The sequence below is a fragment of the Streptomyces sp. CWNU-52B genome (genome assembly GCF_047444975.1).
Classification (GTDB): Bacteria; Actinomycetota; Actinomycetes; order Streptomycetales; family Streptomycetaceae; genus Streptomyces.
Genome location: NZ_JBLFJV010000027.1, coordinates 119,616 through 135,037, shown reverse-complemented (window position 1 = coordinate 135,037; position 15,422 = coordinate 119,616). Strand labels below are relative to the sequence as shown.

The following is a 15,422-nucleotide window of genomic DNA, read 5'->3' as shown; positions in this document are numbered from 1 at the left end:
CATTCGGAGGAGGAGAACGTGGCAACACCCCCAGACGGTTCGTCTTCTGGCAACTGGTCCTACGGCCCAGGCCAGGGCCAGGGTGGCGACGGCTCGCCGAACCGGTACAACTTCCCCTCCGCGCCGACCCCCCGCCGTCAGCAGCCGTACTCCCCTCAGGTTTCACCCCAGGGCCCCGGCCCTTCACCGTACGACCAGCCGCCGGCGCCGCGCATCCAGCCCGTGCAGCCGCAGCGGCGCTCGCCCGAACCGTCTCCGGCCGGAAGCGCCAGCAATCCGCTGGTGCGCCCCTACGCCATGACGGGCGGCCGCACCAGGCCGCGGTACCAGCTCGCCATCGAGGCACTGGTACACACCACCGCACAACCACACCAGATGCAGGGGCAGTTGCCCGAGCATCAGCGAATCTGCAACCTCTGCCGGGAGATCAAATCGGTGGCCGAGATCTCGGCCCTCCTGACGATCCCTCTCGGCGTGGCCAGGATCCTTGTCGCCGACTTGGCGGAGGCAGGCCTGGTCGCCATTCATCAGCCCGGCGGCGACGAGAATTCCGGCGGGCAGCCAGACGTGACTTTGCTCGAAAGGGTGCTCAGTGGACTTCGCAAGCTCTAGCGGAGGGCCTTCCCGCTCCACCACGTCCGCGAAAATCGTGGTGGCGGGCGGCTTCGGCGTGGGCAAGACCACGTTCGTCGGGGCCGTCTCGGAGATCAATCCGCTGCGCACGGAGGCCGTGATGACGTCCGCTTCGGCGGGCATCGACGACCTGACCCACACCGGGGACAAGACCACCACCACGGTGGCCATGGACTTCGGCCGTATCACCCTGGACCAGGACCTGATCCTGTACCTCTTCGGTACTCCCGGTCAGGACCGCTTCTGGTTCATGTGGGACGACCTCGTGCGCGGCGCGATCGGCGCGATCGTGCTGGTCGACACGCGTCGCCTCGCCGACTGCTTCCCCGCGGTCGACTACTTCGAGAACAGCGGCCTGCCGTTCGTCATCGCCCTCAACGGCTTCGACGGCAGCCAGCCGTACAACCCGGACGAGGTCCGGGAGGCACTCCAGATCGGCCCGGACACCCCGATCATCACGACGGACGCCCGCCACCGCGCGGACGCGAAGTCGGCGCTGATCACTCTCGTGGAGCATGCGCTGATGGCGCGACTGCGGTAGGGATCACCCGGGTTCACCGGAGTTCCAGAAGGGGGCGGCGGCCAGTGACTGGCTGCCGCCCCTTTCTGCTGCCTGGGGCCTGATGCCTGGATCCTGATGCCTTGGGGCCGCGCCCGTCCGCCCTCCCCGTTACGGCAGAAGCGGCATGCTGTCCTCCACAGCGCCGGACTGCCCCGGGACAAGAGGCAGAGCAGCGGCTTTGCCCGGCCCGAACATGAGGCTGGACGACTGCCGCGTCCGCCGGTCGGACACCACGACTCCACCGCGCCATGTGCGGCCGGCGTCCTGGTACCGGAACTGGAGCTTCTTGAGACGGGCGCCGAACTGCTCCCGCAGCGGCTGGTAGGCGTCATCGCAGTGCACGTTCCATGTCACGTCGTTCAGGTACGTGTGGCAGGCGATCGGGAAGAGCAACGACGAGACGACGAGATCCGCGACCTGGAGGAGTGTGTGGGTGTCGCTGTGTCCGAAGACGGGCGATTCGATGACACCCCGCAGGTTGTCGCCCCCCGCGCGGTACTTGCGCGTGGTCACGCAGTGCACATTGGGAGCGTTCTTCACCTTCGTGCGGCTGTCGAGAACCATCATGCCGCGGGAGTGCTCATGGGCGAGTTGGGCTTGGAAAGTCTCGGTGAGCGATCCGACGGAAGCCGGATACACCCCGGACTCGTCGAAGGCCAGCCCTTCCTCCTTCACCCACACACGGGCGAGCACTCTGGCGTCGCGCCGTTCCAGTATGTCGAGCACGGAAGCCAGTAACTCCATTGCCGCACGCCGCCACTGATGGTTTCCAGCCCGGAGATTCTTCCTCACGTCCGAGCCTTTGATCTCATGCTGGATCACCTCGGACAACTGCTCGACCTTACGCAGCTGTGGCCGGTAGTGCTTCTTCACCTCGAGGAAGTCCCAGGTGAGATCCTTCACCTGGGACCGAGGAACAGTGAATCCTCCGACGACGAGCACGGGTGGCGCGTCGGGCCGGGCAGGGTCGAGCGTCTGTCCGTTCCCCGCTTCGTCGATGTAGCAGAGATGCACCGAACCTCCGGAAACACGTCTGTGGCCGCCCCCCGAAGGGACGGCCACAGGGTCTGCGCAGTCATATGCGCGATATTTTGTGTGCTGTTCCCCATCGTGCCAACGTCCCGATGCCCCGGTCAAGCAGAGAGTCACCTCGAGTTGACCATCGGTCACTCTTTGTGGCGACACTCCACACTCGGATCGCGACCAGGTCGATCATGTTGATCACAACCTGCCGATTGGACACGACGTACGTGACGAACCCCCGACGAGAACCTCGTCGAGATGGCCCGGGGGCGCGCAGGCGCAGGCGAACGGCACATTTGTCGAGGACGCCGTCCAGGGCTCCCTGATCGAAGTCCGCGGCGGCACTGAGCCAGTCCTGCTCGTATCCCCGGAGCCGGTCAGGCCGCCGCTCAAGCGCCACGCGGATGGCGTCCGGCGCTCCCCTCACAGGCATTCGGTCGACTTCCTGGGCCAGGGTCGGCGACCTCCCGCAGGAAGCATTTGAGGTTCTCCCCCACTCGAACGCAACGGAGGGCTCGGAGGAGAGTCGGTGCCCACTGTGGAGGGGGTGAGCACTGCCCCGCACCCCGGACGCGCAGTGGCCACACTCGCATCGGCGCACGACCCCCGACGGCCGCTCCCGCCCGACGCCTCACGCAAGGAGACCACTCGCGTCCGAATCGGCCCCGGGCCACACGAGGGTGCCTACGCCACCCAAGCCCAGGGAGATGAGCTGCACGGCCCGCTCGGGGCTCCGCAGCGACATCTGGAGCCCGCCGCTCACGGTGGCGACTTGAGCACTCCCGTCCTTGTGCGCGAGGCCCCAGGCGGCGACGCGGGCGTCACGGTCGCCGTCATCGGTGGCGTACTCCTCGACCACGGCGAAGAGACAGGGGGCGGCGGCGTTGACGAGGTCCTGGACTTCGCGCCGGAAGTCTCTTTCCTGCTCAGGACCGGAATGGGCAGAATTCCTGGTTGCCATGAGAAGTCTCCAGTCGTTAGAAGTAGGCGAGCGATCCAGCGCTACGAGACTAGACTCCGTATTGGACTTCAGCCCATCACTTGATGGACTGAAGTCCATAAGCACTCGTGTGGGTGACATCCTCACTGTCCCGTGCAAGGAGAACTGCATGACCCGCGCCAAACTCCCGCCAAGCGTCAGCCAACGACGCCTGGGTGCTGAGCTGCGAAGGATGCGAGAACACGCCGACCTGTCGGCCACCCGAGCCGGCGCGTTGTTCGGTGCTACGCAGTCACGTATCAGCAACATCGAGGCGGGCGGCTACGCGGTGAGCGCGGAACGGGTGCGAGCACTGGCGAGACTGTACGACTGCGCCGACGAGCAACTCATCGACGCACTGGCCGGAATGACCGGTGGGCGCACGCGTGGCTGGTGGGAGGAGTATCGGGAGATCCTCCCGTCCGACGCCTTGGACTTGGCCGAACTGGAGCATCACGCTCAGACCTTGCGCGTGGCTTCGACGATTCATCTTCCTGGCCTGCTGCAGACCAGGGAGCACGCGCGAGCCATGATCAGTGACGCTGTTCCACCGATGACACCGGACGAGGTGGAGCATCGAGTGTCACATCGGCTCAAGCGTCAGTCGGTCGTGTACGGGGAGCCCCCGACACCGCTTACGGCAATCATTCATGAAGCCGCACTGCGCGTTGGTTTCGGTGGGCGCCTTGTCGCTCAAGCCCAGCTACGGCGCCTCGTCGACCGTAGCGAAGAGCCCCACATCACACTGCTGATTGTCCCGTTCAGCACAGGCGCCTACCCGAGCGCCGGTCACGGCATCGTCCAATTCTGCGGCCCGATCCCCGCGCTGGACACTGTCCAGTTGGACACCGATCATGGTTCGGTCTTCATCGACGGCGAGGCCCGACTCGCAAAGTACCGAAAGCTGCTCGACCGCCTGGAAGCACGAGCGCTGGAACCGTCCAAGTCACGGGACCTCATGTCACACATCCTGCGTGAGACGTAGAACGAGCAAGGAGAGAGCATGCCAACCCTGGACTGGCAGAAGTCGTCATTCAGCGCTGAAGCGGCGAACTGCGTGAATGTGGCCGCCCTACCTGACGGCACCCTCCATCTGCGCGAGAGTGACGCCCCCGGGCGAATACTGGCCGTGAACCGAGAAGGTCTCTCCGCACTGCTGACAACGATCAAAGAACACGCAGGTTCCGAAAACCGAAGTCTCGCACCGTCGCCTTCCTGGTGACCGGGCGCGTCATGCTGCCGAGTGCTCAGCAAGTAGGGCAGCAACTTCCGGTACGTCCGCGCACTCCCGCAGCCTGCCAAGAATGACGCGCACGCGTTCCGCCACCTTTTCTGATGGTGTTCCTGATCCGAGGGCGATGACCCGCTCGGCTACGGCTGCCGCCTCTTCTGGTTCGTGGGCGTCAGCCAACGCCACGGCAAGCCAAGACAGGTAGAGGGCCATCTCCCGGGTGTGGGTGGCGTCATATTCGCTGAGTACTTCCCGGAGCAAGGGCACGGCACGCAAGGGCCTGTGAAGCTCCGTGTAGACCCGTGACTCCATGACCCGAAGTTCACCGGCGTCGACCCAGTAGAGGTACGCGGGTGAGACCGCGCCTTCGCTGTCTTCGCTCAGCGCCTGCCCTGCTTCCCCCAGCGCGCGCACGGCCTGTTGGCCGTTCTCCAGTCCCCCGGCTTTCGTGTGAGCCCATGCCACACGGTCCATATACAGCGCGCGTGCCTTCGGGGGCGCTTCGGCCCGTGCGTCATTGAGCGCTGCCCATGCAAGGATGAGCCCTTCGGCTACCCGCCCTGTATTGCTCATCTGGTAGGCGAGTGATCCGGCAAGATTCCCGGCAAGGGTGTAGTCCTCAGCCTGACCCGCCGCGCTCATCCCAAGCCGGTAAATGCGCTCTGCCTCTTCGTGTTGCCCGGCGTCGCTGTCAATCCATCCGGCAATCTGGGCCAATTCTCCGATCTGCCGGAGAAGTCGCCGCCCTACTTCACTGGTGTGCGCACTCTCCCGGTACAGCCTCACAGCACGTCTCAAGTCCCTGAGTGCGGGACGGATCAGGTCTCCCCCGGCCAGCACGTCGTCAGCCAGCCTGAGCCCATGCACGCGCCGTTGCAGGTCGTCCACGACGCCCATTCCTACGCGTCGCCCCGTATGACCTTCCAACTGGCTGAGCAGGTCCTCTTCGGGTAAGAAATCGGCCAGGGTCGGCAAAGAGGGTTCGGCAGGCCCCTGAGGAGTGCTGAGGGCATCCACGGTCACGCCCAGGGCGGCAGCGATGAACGGCAGCCATTCACGGGGCGTGCGCTTACCTGTTTCCCAACGGCTGATCTCCTGCCGCCCGACCGGTTCGCCGGTTACTCGCGCTGCCTGGCAGACCTCCCGCGCAAGGCGTGCCTGACTCCACCCGCGCTCCTCGCGCAGATGCCGGATGTTGGCCCCGATCCTGCTGCCCATGCCTCGATTCTGGCCGACGCCCGGCCTACACGGGGCCGCTAGGGCCTGTGTGAGGTCGTGATCAATCTTGTCGATCCGGATCCGCATGGAAGGCAGATCCGGTAGGAAGACGATCGTGACGCGCAGGCAACTCAGCGACAAGCAGTGGAAGTTGATCGAGCCGTTCCTGCCGATAGGCGAGTGCGGCCCGTACCCCGAGCGGCTGCGGGAGCAGTTCGAGGGGGTGATCTGGCGGTTCCGCACTAGGCCGTGTATCGAAAGTGGATCTTGAGCGGTGAATGATCACGGTTCATGGGGCGGGGGGGGGATCTCACAGACGAGCAATGGGCAGTGCTGGAGCCGTTGTTGCCGAAGGGCGCCAGGGCGGGGCGGCCGCCCGTCTGGCCTCGCCGGCAGCTGATCGACGGCATACGGTTCCGGGTCCGAACTGGTGTGCCGTGGCGGGACGTGCCCGTCGACACGTGGGACCTGAATGTCGACTCCCCGGTCTGCCGCGCCCACCAGCATGCGGCCGGGGCCCGCAAGCATGGCGACCTGCAGAAGGAACCACCGGGCGGCGTGTTCACCGAGCCCTGCGATCACGGGTTGGGGCGCTCGCGCGGCGGGTTCACCACCAAACTGCACCTGGCCGTCGAGCAGGGGCAGAAACCCATGGCTATCGTGATCACGGCCGGGCAGCGCGGGGACTCGCCGCAGTTCGAACCCGTGCTGGAGAAGGTCCGAGTGCCCCGCATTGGACCGGGCCGGCCACGCGTCCGCCCCGATCGCGTGCGGGCTGATAAGGCCTGCGCCTCCCGCAAGAACCGCGCCTACCTGCGCCGCCGTGGAATCCTCTGCACCATCCCCGACAAGGCCGACCAGGCCCGCAACCGCCGAAAGCTCGGCTCCCGCGGCGGCCGACCGCCGCACTTCTACCCGGCCGACTACCGCGAGCGCCACGCCGTCGAGTGTGGAATCAACCGCCTCAAGCGCCACCGGGCCGTGGCCACCCGCTACGACAAGCTCGCGGTCCGCTTCGAAGCCACTGTCCTCGTCGCGGCCATCAACGAGTGGCTGTGATCAGCACACGTCGCTACAGCTCGTAGTCCTGGGCCAGTTCCTCCCAACGAATGCTGCGAAGCGCAAGATCAGCATCCTTACCCGCCGGTACCTCCGCTGCTGGCTGGAACCAGGCGACGGTGAGGGTGGAACCGTCCATTGTCGGGTCGAGCGCCGTGGAGTCGAAGACACCGACGCAGGCCACGGAAGGCAGCACCTCAACGGGACCGAAGGCGCCGGCGGTCTCGTCCGGGTACTCGCGCGAGGGCGGAACAAGATGGACCGGCGTGGAGGGAAACGCAAGCTCGGCCTGCCGCTGGACCCAGCTGACCTTCCGGTCGTTTATGCGCTTGCACGGGTAGCCCTCCAGCATCCCCCCGTAGGTCGAAGACATCCGTAGCTCGGTGAGCCGGATCGATCGACGGGACAGGAGAACTATGTGACCCAGTGACATGTCGACACCCTATGCGCACGACCACTTCCGATACACGGCCTAGCAGGGGCGGGAGATGCCAGGTGAGTTCGGCCCGTGGCCTACGGTCTACGGCCGCTTCCGGGCCTGGAGGGACGCCGACGTCTTCACCGCGCTGCTGGAAGGCGTGATCGCCGAGGCCGCCCGCCAGGGACAGACTGACTTGTCCCTGGTCAGCGTGGACTCCACGACCGCCCGCGCTCACCACGACGCTGCCGGGATGCGCATCGGCAAGGAGATCATGGACGCCCTTGAGGAAGCCGCCGCCGAGCAGGATCGGACCCGGCAAAGGGGGGGCGGCCCGCCAGAATTGACCGGACAGGACACAGGTGACGACCCCGAGTGCGAAGAGCGGCGGCACGTCAGGCGACGGCGCAAGCTCCGCTTGGCACAAGGGCTGCTCGGCAGATCCCGTGGTGGGCTGACGAGCAAGGTTCATCTTGCTGCAGACCGCAAGTGCCGTCCGTTGTCGTTCGTTCTGACCGCAGGACAGGCCGCCGACAGCCCCGAGTTCGTCGCCGTGCTGCAGAAGGTGCAGGTCCGTCTACCTGTCGGCCGTCCCCGGACCCGGCCTGACGCTGTGGCCGCGGACAAGGCCTACTCATCCCGCGCTAACCGCTCTTACCTGCGGAAACGCAACATCAAGGCAGTCATCCCGGAGAAGAAGGACCAGGCCGCTAACCGAAAGAAGAAAGGCAGCCGGGGCGGCCGCCCCACATGCCACGACGCCGATCTCTACAAGGAGAGGAACACCGTCGAGCGCCTGATCAACAAGCTGAAAGCCTGGCGGGGCATCGCGACTCGATACGACAAGACACCCGAAAGCTACCTCGCCGGCCTCCACCTCCGCGCCTCCATGATCTGGATCAACGACCTCCTGCAGTCAACTGGTTGTGACTGAGCCCGGTTGGCCGGACTGACCATGCCAGTTGACGACCGGATAGCCGCCCTGGGCGCGGCTCCGCGCCTACCGAAAACCGAGGTGCGGATCCGTGCCGACCAGCTCACCGCTGACGGCCCACAGGCGAGCGGCGACGGCCGGGTCGGCCATATGAGAGGGGACGGGCTCACGCCGCGGTATGCCACGCAAACCGAAGACCCTCGGCCCCCACAGCTGCCCTCCCTGCACCTCCGAGTCGAGGACGGCACGGACGACGGGCCATGCTCCGGCATCCTTGCCCTGCACCAAGAGACAGGCGGGCAAGGCGCGCAGCCGCTCGCCGGCGGTTGTCACGCCTACCGGCGGGCGGGACGGGGTGAGGGAGTCCAGTGCGCCGCCGGGGTGGGCCACCACACTGAGAACCGTGCTGCCCACGGCACGCAGGCGGCGATCGAGTTCGAAACCAAAGCACATCTGCGCCAGCTTCGATCGGCCGTAGGTGCGCTTGGACCGGTAGTCCTGGACCGACTGCAGGTCGCCCAGGTCCAGTCTCTCGGACCGCGCCGCAAAGCTTCCCACCGTCACGATGCGACCCGCCGACGCCGCGGACAGCAGGGGGGCCAGCCACTGGGTAAGCGCGAAGTGGCCGAGGTGGTTGGTACCGAACATCAGCTCGTGGCCGTCCCCGGTCTCTCGACGCGGCGGGTCGTCGAGAGCGACCCCTGCGTTGTAGACCACCGCGTCGAGATGATCGAGATCCAGCATGTCCACGGCGGTCTTCAGGGACGACAGGTCGGCGAGGTCCAGTTGAAGATGCCGCACATGCGCGCCAGAGACGCGCGAGCGGATCGAGGCCATGGCGGCGTCGGCCTTCGTGGCATCCCGGCTGCCGAGTACGACAACCGCGCCGGTGGCGGCGAGCTGCTCCGCGACAAAGTAGCCGATCCCGGCGTTACCCCCGGTGACCAGGAAAATCCTGCCCTCGGCAGACGGCAGCCGGTGAACGTCCCACGCTCGGCTCTGGGATGCGGAAGACACGATGACAGGCTCCTTGTGCTCTCGGGCAGCGTGCTCATGGGGAGCACCAACCCGACCAAGGTCCCAACCTCCACCGACAGACCGCCGACAGATCACGGTTAGCGCCTACAGACTTCCGATACCCGTCCCGAGAGAGCAAGAAGGCCGCTACGCCACGACCGGCGCAGAACTGGTCGCGAGCACGGCCAGATGAAGCACTCAGTGGTCAACTCGGGCGCTCAATCACACCGCTTGATCGCAACATCACACAGACCCTAGTCGGTGATCCGTTCCGGGGTGGACGCTGCTCCGTATGACCGCGTCGACGAGACAGCACCGCACGCCGGTCGGCCTCCCGAAGCACGACGGAAGCGCCACGCAGCCTTTGCTGTCACCCGAAGGTGGCAGGCGTCAACGGACTGCCTCGCCTGCCTGCATCACACCCACCCCCTGAATCGGATGCCCACACTTGCAAGGAGACCACCATGAGCGCTGCCCGAAGCTCCCTCAAGTTCGCATGGCTGGAGGTGACGGGTTTATGCAATGAATTCTGCGATCACTGCTATGCGGACTCTTCGCCCAAGGGAACGCACGGCACCATGACCGTGGAGGACTGGTTGCGCGTCATCGATCAGCTCGCTGAAATCGGCGCTGCTGACGTTCAGTTCATCGGTGGCGAGCCCACTCTGTACCCGAACCTTCCGAAGCTGATCCGGCACGCGCACAGCTCTGGCGTGTCCGTCGAGATCTTCTCCAACATGACCCACGTTCACGATGGCCTCTGGGAGACATTCACTGACTGCGGAGTCAAACTCGCAACGTCGTACTACTCCGACACCGCGGAGGAACACGACACGGCGACCAGGCTCCGGGGCTCCCACAGACGGACCCGCGCGAACGTACAGAAGGCGCTGAGCCTCAATATCCCGCTGCGCGGCGGGGTCGTGGCGGTGCGGGAAGGGCAGCGCGTCCGAGAGGCGGCGCAGGACCTTACGCTGCTCGGGGTCGGCGTGGTCGGCGGAGACAGGGCCCGGGCCTTCGGTCGGGCGAGCAAGGGTACGGCCCCGGTCATCAGCGCATGTGCGGGCACTGCGCCCATGAGAAGTGCGCCATCGGTCCGGCGGGGGACGTGTGGCCGTGCGTTCTCGGTCGATTCCAGAGCATGGGGAACGTACTGAATTCCCCACGCTCCGAGATTTGGGGCGGGGACCGGATGGCAGAGGTGCTTGCCATCATCACGGCCGAGCACGGAGATGGCGCACAGCCCTGTACTACCCCAGGGAGGCGGACAGCGTCGCTACGATCGGTTCGCCGGCCTGATTCGCTGCGATCGTGGGGGCGTACAAATGAACGATCATGGGGACGACTTCGGGGCATGGGGACGAAAGAGCGAAAGCAGCGCGACTCAGCGAACCGAAGACGAATGGGCCACGATCGCCCGTTACGTTCGGCACGCGGCGAACAAGGTCGGCCCCGAACTTCCGCTGTGTCTCCCTGGTGAGCCCCGGGCATGTGGACGGACCTCTCAGCAGCATGTGCTGGCGTGGTCCGCTCACCTCAAGGCCGTGGCCCATCACCTGATCGAGCAGTCCACCCCCAGTGAGGCAAGAGGCGCGTTCACTGCCGGACCTCTGTACCAACGGCGACTGGCCGAGCTTCGTGCCCAGAGCACCCCTGCCCCTGCCTCTCACTGAGCCCCACACTCCTGCTCAAGGGACGCATGCGCTCTCACGTCCCAGAGGAGCCGCGACTTCATCCGCCGTCTCGCCAGGAATCTGTGGGGGATGCCTATGCACGCCTACATCTGGCAGAAGTCTCGTACAGAAATCAAGGCGTTCGGCCACCGCCCCCGCTGTGGCCGCACAGGTTCGCCGGGTTGCCGGCGGGGGCGGCCGGCTCGGCTCAAGTCGATCCGCGTCTACGACCGCAGCGTTCCGTCCCAGCGCCATGTGGTGAGGCGAGGGTGTCCGGGCAGTTCGGCGCGTCCCGTGGACCACAGCAGGGTGGGCCAGGGATCCGTGCCGCCCGGGGCCTCCGGGAACAGGCGGGTGAGCACTCGTGAGCAGAGGGCGGCCGGCGGGGACCAGGCAAGCCCGAGGCCTGCCGCCAGGTCGTGGGTGTGCACCAGCGTCTCCACCACCCCCATGGCCGCGAAGCCCTCGGGGTCCGACACCCCGCTGTCGTGGTGGGCGCGGACCTGCGGCGGCGTCGTACGCACCATGGCGACCAGCAGCGCGCCACAGGCTTCCAGCACCTGGAGCAGGCCGGCCGGACCCGCTTCACGGTCCGCGTAGAGGAAGTTCCACGGCCCGCCCGGTCTCCTCTGGCTCAACGCGATGGGCACATGGGTGTCCAGCGGCGGGCTCTGCGGCCCCAGTTGGACGGCGTAGTAGAAGAGGTCGTCGGCGAGGTGTTCCAGGGTCTCCCAGCAGTCCCATTCCAGCGAACCGGCCTTGCCGTCCCACCCCGCCGCGGGTGCGTCCCGAAGGACACCCACGGCGAGCCGCACAGCAAGGTCGACGTCGTCCGCGGTGACGGGGGACAACACTGATCCGGTTTCAAGTGACCGTGACATGGCGGCACCGTATCGCGAGGGAAGCGACAGCCCCTCCCACGGGTCGAGGGGTGCGACTGTGGGCGGGGGAAGCCGGTCCCGGAGTGCGCGTGCTCATCGGTCGCTGGGCGTAGGTCCTGCGCCTCAGGTGCGCCGCCCGCCGCCTGGCTAGGGTCGGTCCTCATGGAGACCTCGGGCAGTGTTCGGCGCCGGACGGCGGAGCGTACGCGCGATGTTCTGGAGCGGCTCGTCGCCGAGCGGGACGTGTGGGTGTCGACGGCTCACCCCGATCACGGGCCGCACCAGGTGCCGCTGTGGTTCCTGTGGGACGGGCGCGCCGTGTGGCTGTGCACCGGTGCCGCCTCCGTGACCGCGCGGAACGTCCGTACGGAGCCGCGGGTACGCCTGGCGCTGCCGGACACCTTCGACGTGGTGCTTCTCCAGGGCGAGGCCGAGTGCTTCCCGGACCAGGAGGTGCCCGGAGCCGCGGCGCAGGCGTTCGCCGACAAGTTCGGGTGGGATCCACGCGTGGAGGAGGGGTCCTGTCTGTACGTACGCGTGGTCCCGAGAACCGTGCGTGCGTGGCGCGGTGAGCCGGAGCTGCGCGGGAGGGTCGTCATGCGCGACGGCGTGTGGCTGGAGCCGGATGTCCAGCGGTAGCAGGGCAGGTCACCTGGGAAGCCGCGGTGACAGGCCGTCCAGCACGATGTCGACCGCCCTGTCCACCACGGCCCGCTCGCCGCGCGCGTTGGCCAGTGCTCTGATCAGCATGTAGACCTCGTCCACCGTCACGTCCGCGCGTACCTCTCCGGCCCGCTGACCGCGGGACAGCAGCTCCTCGACGGCGTCGCGCACCATGACGGCCGCGGCCTTCACCTCGGCGGCGGAGCCCGTCGAGTCGGCGGGCTCCTCCAGCAGCGCGAGGAGCGCCAGTTTCGCCGGAGCGCCCGAGACCATCTCCCGGAACGTCTCCCGGAACGCCGCCCCGGCCTCACCGCCCTCGCCCCGCGCCCGCGCCGTTTCGGCGAGCAGGGTGAGGTGCCGCAGGATCGTGGCCTTGACCAGCGCCCCCTTGGTCGGGAAGTGCCGGAAGACCGTGCCGATCCCGACGCCGGCCCGGCGCGCGACCTCCTCGGTCGAGCCGGCGTTGCCGCACTCGCCGAAGACCTCCTCGGCCGCGGCCAGCACCCGGTCCCGATTCGCCCGCGCGTCGCTCCTCATCCCACCATCCTCCCTTCCCCGCTCTCTCCCTCTCTCCCTCCCCCTCCGGGCACCCCCGCCATGTCTTGCCATCCGGAGTCTGCACTCCGTATCGTTTCGTTTCGGAGTACAGACTCCGTTTAGAGCTGAGATGACGAGAAGGGCAACCGCCATGCGAAACCCCGAAGACACCTTCCGCGCCGTGCTCGACGGCGCCTGCCGGCTGCAGAACGGTGATCTCGACCAGGTCGACAGGCTGGCCGAGTGCTACGCCGAGGAAACCGACGTGCGGCACCCGATGGCCCCGCTCGGCGACACCCCGCTGCTCAGCCGCGAAGCGCTCCGCCGGCACTTCGCCGCGGCCGGGGCGGCCAGGACGGACGGCCTGGCGGGCTTCCGCGTCGAGGACGTACGCGTCCATCACACCGCCGACCCCGAGGTGGTCATCGGCGAGTTCACCTACCGGGGCGACGGCGGCTGGGCCGCCCCCGGCGTCATCGTCCTGCGGATCCGCGACGGGCTGATCGTCGAGTCACGGGACTACATCGACCATCTCGGGCTCGCTCGCGCCAGGAACACGCTCGGCGCCCTCTGCGCCCAGCTGACCGGCACCCAGCCCGCGTAGCGCGACCGCGCCCCGGACACGCCGAACGCCGAACGCCGGCCGATCTCCCTGAGGAGTCCGGCCGGCGATCGGGTGAGCGGTGAACGGAGAGGTCAGCCCTGCCAGGAGTGCGGGGCCCGGAAGCCCGGGGTGCGCTCCAGGCGGCGCCAGCCGGCCTTCGCGCGGCCTCGGTGGGCCGGGGCCTCCGCCGGAGCGGTGGCCGCGCGGGCCAGCAGGATCGCCGTGACAGCGGCTACTTCCTCGGGCTCGGCGTGGCCCTTCTCGACGCGGATATCAGGCTTGTCCATAGGTGTCAGTCTCCGTGAGAGAGAGGTACGCGGGGTTGCCGCGACGGGTCCGGCGGGTTACTTCACCGGAGGGTCGTGAAGGGCTCAAGATCTACTGGGGCGGGTTTCCGTGCTTGCGGGACGGCAGGTCCGCGTGCTTCGTACGGAGCATCGCCAGGGAGCGGATGAGGATCTCGCGGGTCTCGGCCGGGTCGATCACGTCGTCGACCAGGCCGCGCTCGGCCGCGTAGTAGGGGTGCATCAGCTCGGCCTTGTACTCCTTGACCATGCGTACCCGCATGGCCTCGGGGTCCGCCGCCTCCGCGATCTGGCGGCGGAAGATGACGTTCGCGGCACCCTCCGCGCCCATCACGGCGATCTCGTTGGTCGGCCAGGCATAGGTGAGGTCGGCGCCGATGGACTGGCTGTCCATGACGATGTAGGCACCCCCGTAGGCCTTGCGCAGGATCAGGGAGATCCGCGGCACGGTCGCGTTGCAGTACGCGTACAACAACTTCGCGCCGTGGCGGATGATTCCGCCGTGCTCTTGATCGACACCGGGGAGGAAGCCCGGAACGTCCAGCAGCGTGACGATCGGAATATTGAAAGCGTCGCACATCTGGACGAAACGCGCCGCTTTTTCCGACGCCTCGATGTCCAGGACGCCCGCCAGGGCCTGCGGCTGGTTGGCGACGATGCCCACGACCTGGCCGTCGAACCGGGCCAGGGCGCAGATGATGTTGCGGGCCCAGCGCTCGTGGATCTCCAGGTAGTCGCCGTCGTCGACGAGCTCCTCGATGACCTTGGTCATGTCGTAGGGCCGGCTGCCGTCGGCGGGCACCAGGTCCAGCAGGACGTCCGAGCGGCGGTCCGCGGCGTCCTCGGACTCGGTGGTCGGCGGGTTCTCTCGGTTGTTCTGCGGCAGCATCGACAGGAGGTAGCGGACCTCCGCGATGCAGGTCTCCTCGTCGTCGTACGCGAAGTGCGCGACACCGCTCGTCTCGGCGTGGACGTCGGCCCCGCCCAGGCCGTTCTGGGTGATCTCCTCGCCGGTGACCGCCTTCACGACGTCCGGTCCCGTGATGAACATCTGCGAGGTCTCGCGGACCATGAAGACGAAGTCCGTCAGCGCCGGGCTGTACGCCGCGCCGCCCGCGCACGGGCCGAGCATCACGCTGATCTGCGGGATGACCCCCGAGGCACGGGTGTTGCGCTGGAAGATGCCGCCGTAACCGGCGAGCGCGCTGACACCCTCCTGGATACGGGCGCCCGCGCCGTCGTTGAGGGAGACCAGCGGCGCGCCCGCCGCGATCGCCATGTCCATGATCTTGTGGATCTTCGTCGCGTGGGCCTCGCCCAGCGCACCGCCGAAGATCCGGAAGTCGTGCGCGTACACGAAGACCGTGCGGCCCTCGACCGTGCCCCACCCGGTGATCACACCGTCGGTGTACGGCCTCTTCGCCTCCAGGCCGAAGCCCGTCGCCCGGTGCCGCCGCAACTGCTCGACCTCGTTGAACGAGCCTTCGTCCAGCAGCAGCTCGATCCGCTCCCTGGAGGTCAGCTTGCCCTTGGCGTGCTGCGCCGCGGTCGCCTTGTCGCTGGGTCCGCGGAGAGCCTCCGCACGGATCGCCTGCAGCTCGGCCACACGCCCCCGGGAGTCCGTGGGCTCACCGGCCGAGGATTCGGTCTCGTCCAAAACGGTCATGTAGCGACCTTACGAAGTC

The 15,422-nt window shown here is 67.3% G+C and carries 19 protein-coding genes and 1 pseudogene; 11 read left to right on the top strand and 9 right to left on the bottom strand.

Annotated elements, in window-relative coordinates; genetic code table 11:
* Positions 1 to 18: 18 nt before the first annotated feature.
* Complete coding sequence (locus tag ACLVWQ_RS25175) at positions 19 to 612, top strand: DUF742 domain-containing protein (RefSeq protein ID WP_414111437.1); 594 nt, start codon at positions 19 to 21, stop codon at positions 610 to 612.
* Positions 593 to 1,174, top strand: a complete 582-nt coding sequence (locus ACLVWQ_RS25170) for a GTP-binding protein (protein ID WP_006375305.1) — start codon at positions 593 to 595, stop codon at positions 1,172 to 1,174. Before ACLVWQ_RS25175 ends, ACLVWQ_RS25170 begins: the two co-directional genes overlap by 20 nt.
* 129 nt (positions 1,175 to 1,303) lie before the next feature.
* Here the strand turns inward: ACLVWQ_RS25170 and ACLVWQ_RS25165 are convergent, their stop codons facing one another.
* Positions 1,304 to 2,209 carry a DUF3800 domain-containing protein gene (locus ACLVWQ_RS25165; RefSeq protein ID WP_414111436.1) on the bottom strand — a complete coding sequence of 302 codons (906 nt, stop codon included), beginning with the start codon at positions 2,207 to 2,209 and terminating at the stop codon, positions 1,304 to 1,306.
* 640 nt (positions 2,210 to 2,849) lie between these two features.
* Positions 2,850 to 3,179, bottom strand: a complete 330-nt coding sequence (locus ACLVWQ_RS25160; RefSeq protein ID WP_414111435.1) for a hypothetical protein — start codon at positions 3,177 to 3,179, stop codon at positions 2,850 to 2,852.
* Between the two features lie 148 nt (positions 3,180 to 3,327).
* Here ACLVWQ_RS25160 and ACLVWQ_RS25155 point away from each other — a divergent pair, with 148 nt between their 5' ends.
* Together ACLVWQ_RS25155 and ACLVWQ_RS25150 are read left to right on the top strand one after the other, a co-directional pair.
* Positions 3,328 to 4,182: a helix-turn-helix domain-containing protein gene (locus ACLVWQ_RS25155; protein WP_414111434.1), complete on the top strand. Its 855-nt coding sequence runs from the start codon at positions 3,328 to 3,330 to the stop codon at positions 4,180 to 4,182.
* Positions 4,183 to 4,200: 18 nt separating this feature from the next.
* On the top strand, positions 4,201 to 4,419 hold the full coding sequence (locus ACLVWQ_RS25150) for a DUF397 domain-containing protein (RefSeq protein WP_414111433.1): 219 nt from the start codon (positions 4,201 to 4,203) through the stop codon (positions 4,417 to 4,419).
* Between the two features lie 9 nt (positions 4,420 to 4,428).
* Here the strand turns inward: ACLVWQ_RS25150 and ACLVWQ_RS25145 are convergent, their stop codons facing one another.
* On the bottom strand, positions 4,429 to 5,646 hold the full coding sequence (locus tag ACLVWQ_RS25145; protein WP_414111432.1) for a helix-turn-helix transcriptional regulator: 1,218 nt from the start codon (positions 5,644 to 5,646) through the stop codon (positions 4,429 to 4,431).
* A 115-nt stretch (positions 5,647 to 5,761) separates the two neighbouring features.
* Here ACLVWQ_RS25145 and ACLVWQ_RS25140 point away from each other — a divergent pair, with 115 nt between their 5' ends.
* On the top strand, positions 5,762 to 5,917 hold the full coding sequence (locus tag ACLVWQ_RS25140) for a hypothetical protein (RefSeq protein WP_414111431.1): 156 nt from the start codon (positions 5,762 to 5,764) through the stop codon (positions 5,915 to 5,917).
* Positions 5,918 to 5,937: 20 nt separating this feature from the next.
* Positions 5,938 to 6,705: an IS5 family transposase gene (locus ACLVWQ_RS25135; RefSeq protein ID WP_414111430.1), complete on the top strand. Its 768-nt coding sequence runs from the start codon at positions 5,938 to 5,940 to the stop codon at positions 6,703 to 6,705.
* Positions 6,706 to 6,718: 13 nt separating this feature from the next.
* On the opposite strand, the gene ACLVWQ_RS25130 is transcribed toward ACLVWQ_RS25135, so the two are convergent.
* Positions 6,719 to 7,138: a hypothetical protein gene (locus ACLVWQ_RS25130; RefSeq protein WP_414111429.1), complete on the bottom strand. Its 420-nt coding sequence runs from the start codon at positions 7,136 to 7,138 to the stop codon at positions 6,719 to 6,721.
* A 43-nt stretch (positions 7,139 to 7,181) separates the two neighbouring features.
* Between ACLVWQ_RS25130 and ACLVWQ_RS25125 the strand changes: the two are divergent.
* Positions 7,182 to 8,057: pseudogene (locus tag ACLVWQ_RS25125) on the top strand (IS5 family transposase); the annotation flags it as partial.
* A 66-nt stretch (positions 8,058 to 8,123) separates the two neighbouring features.
* On the opposite strand, the gene ACLVWQ_RS25120 reads toward ACLVWQ_RS25125, so the two are convergent.
* A complete protein-coding gene (locus tag ACLVWQ_RS25120) occupies positions 8,124 to 9,074 on the bottom strand; it encodes an SDR family NAD(P)-dependent oxidoreductase (protein WP_414111428.1) in 951 nt (316 codons plus the stop codon).
* A 464-nt stretch (positions 9,075 to 9,538) separates the two neighbouring features.
* Here ACLVWQ_RS25120 and ACLVWQ_RS25115 point away from each other — a divergent pair, with 464 nt between their 5' ends.
* Together ACLVWQ_RS25115 and ACLVWQ_RS25110 are read left to right on the top strand one after the other, a co-directional pair.
* Positions 9,539 to 10,231: a radical SAM protein gene (locus ACLVWQ_RS25115; RefSeq protein ID WP_414111427.1), complete on the top strand. Its 693-nt coding sequence runs from the start codon at positions 9,539 to 9,541 to the stop codon at positions 10,229 to 10,231.
* Positions 10,132 to 10,554, top strand: a complete 423-nt coding sequence (locus tag ACLVWQ_RS25110; protein WP_414111426.1) for an SPASM domain-containing protein — start codon at positions 10,132 to 10,134, stop codon at positions 10,552 to 10,554. The genes ACLVWQ_RS25115 and ACLVWQ_RS25110 overlap by 100 nt, the downstream gene beginning before the upstream one ends.
* A gap of 417 nt (positions 10,555 to 10,971) precedes the next feature.
* On the opposite strand, the gene ACLVWQ_RS25105 is transcribed toward ACLVWQ_RS25110, so the two are convergent.
* A complete protein-coding gene (locus ACLVWQ_RS25105; protein WP_414111425.1) occupies positions 10,972 to 11,628 on the bottom strand; it encodes a hypothetical protein in 657 nt (218 codons plus the stop codon).
* 162 nt (positions 11,629 to 11,790) lie between these two features.
* Between ACLVWQ_RS25105 and ACLVWQ_RS25100 the strand changes: the two genes are divergently transcribed.
* A complete protein-coding gene (locus ACLVWQ_RS25100) occupies positions 11,791 to 12,267 on the top strand; it encodes a pyridoxamine 5'-phosphate oxidase family protein (RefSeq protein ID WP_414111424.1) in 477 nt (158 codons plus the stop codon).
* 9 nt (positions 12,268 to 12,276) lie between these two features.
* On the opposite strand, the gene ACLVWQ_RS25095 is transcribed toward ACLVWQ_RS25100, so the two are convergent.
* Positions 12,277 to 12,828 carry a TetR/AcrR family transcriptional regulator gene (locus tag ACLVWQ_RS25095; RefSeq protein ID WP_414111423.1) on the bottom strand — a complete coding sequence of 184 codons (552 nt, stop codon included), beginning with the start codon at positions 12,826 to 12,828 and terminating at the stop codon, positions 12,277 to 12,279.
* A gap of 151 nt (positions 12,829 to 12,979) precedes the next feature.
* On the opposite strand from ACLVWQ_RS25095, the gene ACLVWQ_RS25090 reads away from it, so the two are divergent.
* Positions 12,980 to 13,432, top strand: a complete 453-nt coding sequence (locus ACLVWQ_RS25090) for a nuclear transport factor 2 family protein (protein WP_414111422.1) — start codon at positions 12,980 to 12,982, stop codon at positions 13,430 to 13,432.
* 92 nt (positions 13,433 to 13,524) lie between these two features.
* Here the strand turns inward: ACLVWQ_RS25090 and ACLVWQ_RS25085 are convergent, their stop codons facing one another.
* Positions 13,525 to 13,719 carry an acyl-CoA carboxylase subunit epsilon gene (locus tag ACLVWQ_RS25085; RefSeq protein WP_414111421.1) on the bottom strand — a complete coding sequence of 65 codons (195 nt, stop codon included), beginning with the start codon at positions 13,717 to 13,719 and terminating at the stop codon, positions 13,525 to 13,527.
* A gap of 91 nt (positions 13,720 to 13,810) precedes the next feature.
* Positions 13,811 to 15,403, bottom strand: a complete 1,593-nt coding sequence (locus tag ACLVWQ_RS25080; protein WP_414111420.1) for an acyl-CoA carboxylase subunit beta — start codon at positions 15,401 to 15,403, stop codon at positions 13,811 to 13,813.
* Positions 15,404 to 15,422 lie beyond the last annotated feature (19 nt).